Consider the following 5115-nt stretch of genomic DNA (forward strand, 5'->3'; position numbering starts at 1 on the left):
GTCGGACTGGTGGTACTCGGCGTCGGCTGGGCGGTCAGCGGGCACTGGCTCTTCGGCGCCGCGCTCGGCGTGGCGGTGCTGCTGACCGGCTCGCGGCATGACGGTGGCGGTACGGGTGATCCCCTGTCTGGACGTGGACGCCGGGCGGGTGGTCAAGGGGGTCAACTTCCTCGACCTGCGCGACGCCGGTGACCCGGTCGAGCTGGCCGCGGCGTACGACCGGGCCGGCGCGGACGAGCTGACCTTCCTCGACGTCACCGCCTCCGCCAGCGACCGGGGCACCATGCTCGACGTGGTCCGGCGCACCGCCGAGTCGGTCTTCATCCCACTCACCGTGGGCGGCGGCGTCCGCCAGGTGGCCGACGTCGACACGCTGCTGCGGGCCGGCGCCGACAAGGTCGGGGTGAACACCGCAGCGATCGCCCGCCCCGAGCTGATCGCCGAGATCGCCGACCGGTTCGGCCGGCAGGTGCTGGTCCTCTCCCTGGACGTGCGGCGGGCCCCCGCCGGCACCACGCCCAGCGGCTTCGAGGTGACCACGCACGGCGGGCGCCGCGGCACCGGCCTCGACGCGGTGGAGTGGGCGGCGCGCGGCGCCGAGTTGGGCGCGGGGGAGATCCTGCTCAACTCCATGGACGCCGACGGCACCAAGACCGGCTTCGACCTGCCGCTGATCCAGGCCGTCCGAGAGGTCGTCGACGTGCCGGTGATCGCCAGCGGCGGCGCCGGCGCGGTGGCGCACTTCCCGCCGGCCATCGGCGCGGGCGCCGACGCGGTGCTCGCGGCCAGCGTCTTCCACTTCGGCGAGCTGACCGTCGCCGAGGTCAAGGACGCCCTGCGGAGCGCCGGTCACCCGGTCCGCTGACCCGAGGCCGCGGTCAGGGGCGGCCGGAGTGGCCCTCCGGGGAGCGGCGCGGCACGGGGATCGAGCGGACCAGATATTCCTGCACCGCGGCGGCGTGATCGTCCTCGGCGAGGCTCCAGTCGGACTCACCCGGGGTGTGCCGGCGGATCAACGCGCCCTGCACGGTGTCCACCATGGTGCCCACGCCGGTGCTGGGCCGGGTACGCCAGAGCCGCTCGCCGTCCGGGGTGATCCGGAACCAGCCGTCGGAGACGCTGACCAGACCCGCGCCGACCAGCCGGCGGACCGCCAGCTCCAGCTCCTGGCGCTCCGGGATGGACCGGTTGAGGTGGTCGGCGGTGGAGAGGACGTCGGCCAGGCGTACGCCCTCGGGCCGTCGGGTGGAGGCCGAGCGGCGGTGCCGCCCGGCACCGCTGGCGATCACCAGCGAGACGAAAATCCAGGCGTCGGTCCAGCGCCATCCGTTCTCGCCCATGCAGGAATGATGCCCGGCATTCAGCGCGGAGAAAACACCCGGTTTCGCCCCCGGACGTCACCGCAGCTCAAGCGCGGTGCCGCCCGTCCCATCCGTTGGCGGTCCGTCACGACCGCGGTGACGCTGCGTGCCGGGAGCAGTCCGCACGGGAGACGACGGACACGCGGTCAGGCCGCTTCCCCGGCCGGGCAGGGCGGGGCGGCGACCGCCGACTCGACGGCTGCCGGCGCGGGCGGCTGCGGCGGCACCGCGAAGAGCGGGATGAACAGCTGGGCGAGGGGGCCGATCGCCAGCGCGTACGCCACGGTGCCGAGGCCGACGGTGCCGCCGAGCAGCCAGCCGAGGGCCAGCACCGTGACCTCGATGGTGGTCCGGACCAGCCGGATCGAGCGGCCGGGGCGCCGGGCCACGTACCCGGTCATCAGGCCGTCGCGCGGGCCGGGGCCGAGCGCGGCGCCCAGGTAGAGGCCGGTGGCCGCGCCGTTGGCCACGATCCCGACGACCAGCAGGGCGATCCGGGCCGGGAGGCCGCCTCCGTCCGGCAGCAGGGCCAGGGTGGCATCCACGACCAGGCCGATCACCACCACGTTGCTGATCGTGCCGAGCCCGGGCCGCTGCCGCAGCGGGATCCAGAGCAGCAGGACCAGGGCGCCCACCGCGATGGTGACCGTGCCGATGGAGAGCCCGGTCTGCCGGGCCAGGCCCTGGTGGAAGACGTCCCACGGGTCGAGGCCCAGCCCGGACCGGACCATCAGCGCCATGCTGACGCCGTAGAGGACGAGCCCGGCGTAGAGCTGGGTCAGCCGCCGGGCGGGCCGGTACCGGAGATTGCCAATCTGTGCCATGCATGCCACCCTAGGGGCCAATCTCGGCCGCGATAGAGCCAATTCGGGAGGGGTGGCATGACGAGTCAGGTACGTGGCGTCCAATTGGCCCGACTGCTCGGTCAGTGGCACGCCCTCCCCGGCCGGCGGCGCAGCCCGGACTACGCCGCGCTCGCCGCCGCCGTCCGCGGCCTGCTCGCCGACGGCCGCCTCCCGCTCGGGGTACGGCTGCCGGCCGAACGGGAACTGGCCGAGGCGCTACGGATCAGCCGGACCACGGTCACCGCCGCCTACCGCGAACTGCGCGAGACCGGCCACCTGGCCAGCCGACGCGGCGCCGGCAGCTGGACCATGCTCCCGGGCACCCACCGGGTGGCCAGCACCGGCCTCTGGACCCCGCTGGACGACCGGGACATGATCGACCTGGGGGTGGCCGCCCTCGCCGCGCCACCGCAGCTGGTGCCGGCGGCCCGGGCGGCCGCCGAGGACCTGCCGCGCTACCTGGGCGGGGCCGGCTACCACCCGACCGGCATCATCGAGCTGCGCGAGGCGGTGGCCCGGTCGTACACCGCGCGGGGCCTGCCGACCAGTCCGGAACAGATCATGGTGACCAGCGGCACCCAGCATGCGCTGGATCTGGTGCTGCGGCTGACCCTGTCGCCCGGCGGCGGGGTGCTGGTCGAGTCGCCCACGTACCCCAACGCGCTCGCCGCGCTCGCCGCCCGCCGGGCTCGGATCACCACCCACGGCCTCGCCGCGGACGGCGTGGGCTGGGACGCCGACCTGCTGCTGGGCAGCATCCGGCAGGGCCGGCCCAAGCTGGCGTACCTGATCCCGGAGTTCCAGAACCCCACCGGCCACCTGATGGCGACCGAGCTGCGCGAGCGGCTGGTCGGCGCCGCCCACGCGGCCGGGACCGACCTGGTGATCGACGAGTCCTTCGTGGACCTGCCGCTGGACGGCACCGAGCTGCCCCCGCCGGTCGCCACCTTCGACCGGCACTCCCGGGTGATCAGCATCGGCGGGATGAGCAAGCCGTACTGGGGCGGGCTGCGGATCGGCTGGGTACGCGCGTCCGCACCGCAGGTGCAGCGGCTGGCCGCCGCCCGGGTCGGCGTCGACATGGCCAGCCCGGTGCTGGACCAGCTCGTCGCGGTGCACCTGCTCGCCGACGCCCCGGCCATCGTGGCCGCCCGCCGCGCGCAGCTCGCCGCCCAGCGGGACGCCCTGGTCGACGCGCTCACCGAGCGGCTGCCTGACTGGCGGGTCACCGCGCCGCGCGGCGGCGTCACGCTCTGGGCCGAGCTGGACGGTCCGGTCTCCAGCGCGCTGGCCCGGGCCGCCGAGGAGGTCGGCGTACGCCTGGCGCCGGGCCCCCGGTTCGGCCTGGACGGCACCCTGGAGCGGTTCCTCCGGCTGCCGTTCACCCTGCCCGCCGCCGACCTGGTGGAGGCCGTCGGCCGGCTCGCCGCGGTCCGCTACGACCTGGACCGGGCCGGCCGGCCGCAGTGGCGGGAGCCGTCGGTCATCGCCTGAGCTGGGCCGATCCGGCTCGGGACCGACCCGGCGGCTGACAGACTGCCGGGGTGGGTAACCGTGCCGGGAGCCGCTGGTCGAACGCCGTCCAGCCCGGCGCGCCCGGCTCCCGGACCACCCGGCTGGAACTCTTCTACGACCTGGTGTTCGTGCTCGCGTTCCTCACCGACACCAGCCTGGCCGCCACCCACCCCAGCCCGCTCAACCTCTACCGCTTCCTGCTGGTGCTGGTGCTGCTCTGGTGGTGCTGGACCGGCTTCGCCGGGCTGGGCAACGTGGTCCGCGCCGACCAGGGCGTGCTGCCGCTGGTCGGCTTCGTCACCGTGGCCGCGACCTTCCTGCTGGTGCTGAGCACGCCCGGCGCGTTCGTCGACATCCCCGGCGGCCTGTACGGACCGGTCGTCTTCGCCGCCTGCTACCTCCTGATCCGCCTCGCCCAGCTCGCGGTCCTCGGCTGGGTGTTCCGCGGCGACCCGGAGCGCCGCCGCCGGCTGCTGCTGCTCACGTTCCTGCCGGTGGTGGCCGCCACGCTGCTGATCATCGCCGGCACCGTGCCGCAGCGGCTGGCCGGCGGGTCGGCGGCGCTCGCCCTCCAGCTCGCGCTCTGGACCGTGGCGCTGATGATCGAGTACGTGGGCGGGGTGCGCCTGGGCCGGCCGTGGTGGGTGGTGCTCTCCGCCGGGCACTGGTCGGAGCGGCACGCCCTCATGGTGCTGATCGCCCTCGGCGAGTCGATCATCGCGCTGGGGCTGGGGCCGAAGTTCGTGAGCGGCCTGCCGCTCACCGGGCCGGTCGTGCTCGGCGCCGTGCTCGGCATCGCCATCGCGGCGGTGCTCTGGTGGGCGTACTTCGACACCCTGGCGTTCGCCCTCGAGCAGGCACTGCACCACGCCCGGGACCCGGACGTCCGGGTCCGGCTGGCCCGGGACGCCTACACCTTCCTGCACCTGCCGATGATCGCCGGGATCATCCTCTTCGCGCTCGGCCTCAAGGACCTGCTGGGCGAGGCCGCCCAGCCGGACAGCCCGACGTGGGGCCTGCCGCTGGGCGGCTTCTGGGTCACCGTGCTGTACGGCGGGGTCGCGCTCTATCTGCTCAGCCTGGCCGGCTGTGCGCTGCTGGTGCTGCGGACCGTGCGGTGGCCCGTGCTGGCGGCGGTGGCGGCGATCGCCGTGCTGGCCCCGCTGGCCGCTCCGCTGCCGGAGGTGGTGGGTCTGGCCCTGCTGGCGCTCGTCACCGTCGCCGCCATCACCGCCGAGACGCTGAGCGAGAACGGCCGGCGGCGCCAGATCCGGGAGCTCGCGCTGGAGGAGCAGGTCGCCGCCGAGGAGGAACAGAGCCGCTGGCGCGCCCGCCACCTGTGACGACGCCGGCCGGCGGCTCGGGACGCCGACGGCCGTACCCCGGGACGGTGG

At 75.0% G+C, this 5115-nt stretch carries 5 protein-coding genes; 3 read left to right on the forward strand and 2 right to left on the reverse strand.

Annotated elements, in window-relative coordinates:
- The first annotated feature begins 97 nt into the window (after positions 1 to 97).
- Complete coding sequence (gene hisF, locus ACWEVO_RS29615; RefSeq protein WP_452310766.1) at positions 98 to 865, forward strand: imidazole glycerol phosphate synthase subunit HisF; 768 nt, start codon at positions 98 to 100, stop codon at positions 863 to 865.
- Positions 866 to 878: 13 nt separating this feature from the next.
- Here hisF and ACWEVO_RS29620 read toward each other — a convergent pair whose 3' ends face one another.
- Together ACWEVO_RS29620 and yczE are read right to left on the reverse strand one after the other, a co-directional pair.
- Positions 879 to 1340, reverse strand: a complete 462-nt coding sequence (locus ACWEVO_RS29620; protein WP_452310767.1) for a hypothetical protein — start codon at positions 1338 to 1340, stop codon at positions 879 to 881.
- Between the two features lie 167 nt (positions 1341 to 1507).
- Positions 1508 to 2185, reverse strand: a complete 678-nt coding sequence (yczE, locus tag ACWEVO_RS29625) for a membrane protein YczE (protein ID WP_452310768.1) — start codon at positions 2183 to 2185, stop codon at positions 1508 to 1510.
- A gap of 57 nt (positions 2186 to 2242) precedes the next feature.
- Here yczE and yczR point away from each other — a divergent pair, with 57 nt between their 5' ends.
- Both yczR and ACWEVO_RS29635 read left to right on the forward strand, forming a co-directional pair.
- Positions 2243 to 3700 carry a MocR-like transcription factor YczR gene (gene yczR / locus ACWEVO_RS29630; RefSeq protein WP_452310769.1) on the forward strand — a complete coding sequence of 486 codons (1458 nt, stop codon included), beginning with the start codon at positions 2243 to 2245 and terminating at the stop codon, positions 3698 to 3700.
- Between the two features lie 50 nt (positions 3701 to 3750).
- Positions 3751 to 5064, forward strand: coding sequence for a low temperature requirement protein A (locus tag ACWEVO_RS29635; RefSeq protein WP_452310770.1), 1314 nt, complete (start codon positions 3751 to 3753; stop codon positions 5062 to 5064).
- Positions 5065 to 5115: the final 51 nt, after the last annotated feature.

This window comes from Micromonospora sp. NPDC003776, assembly GCF_053605645.1.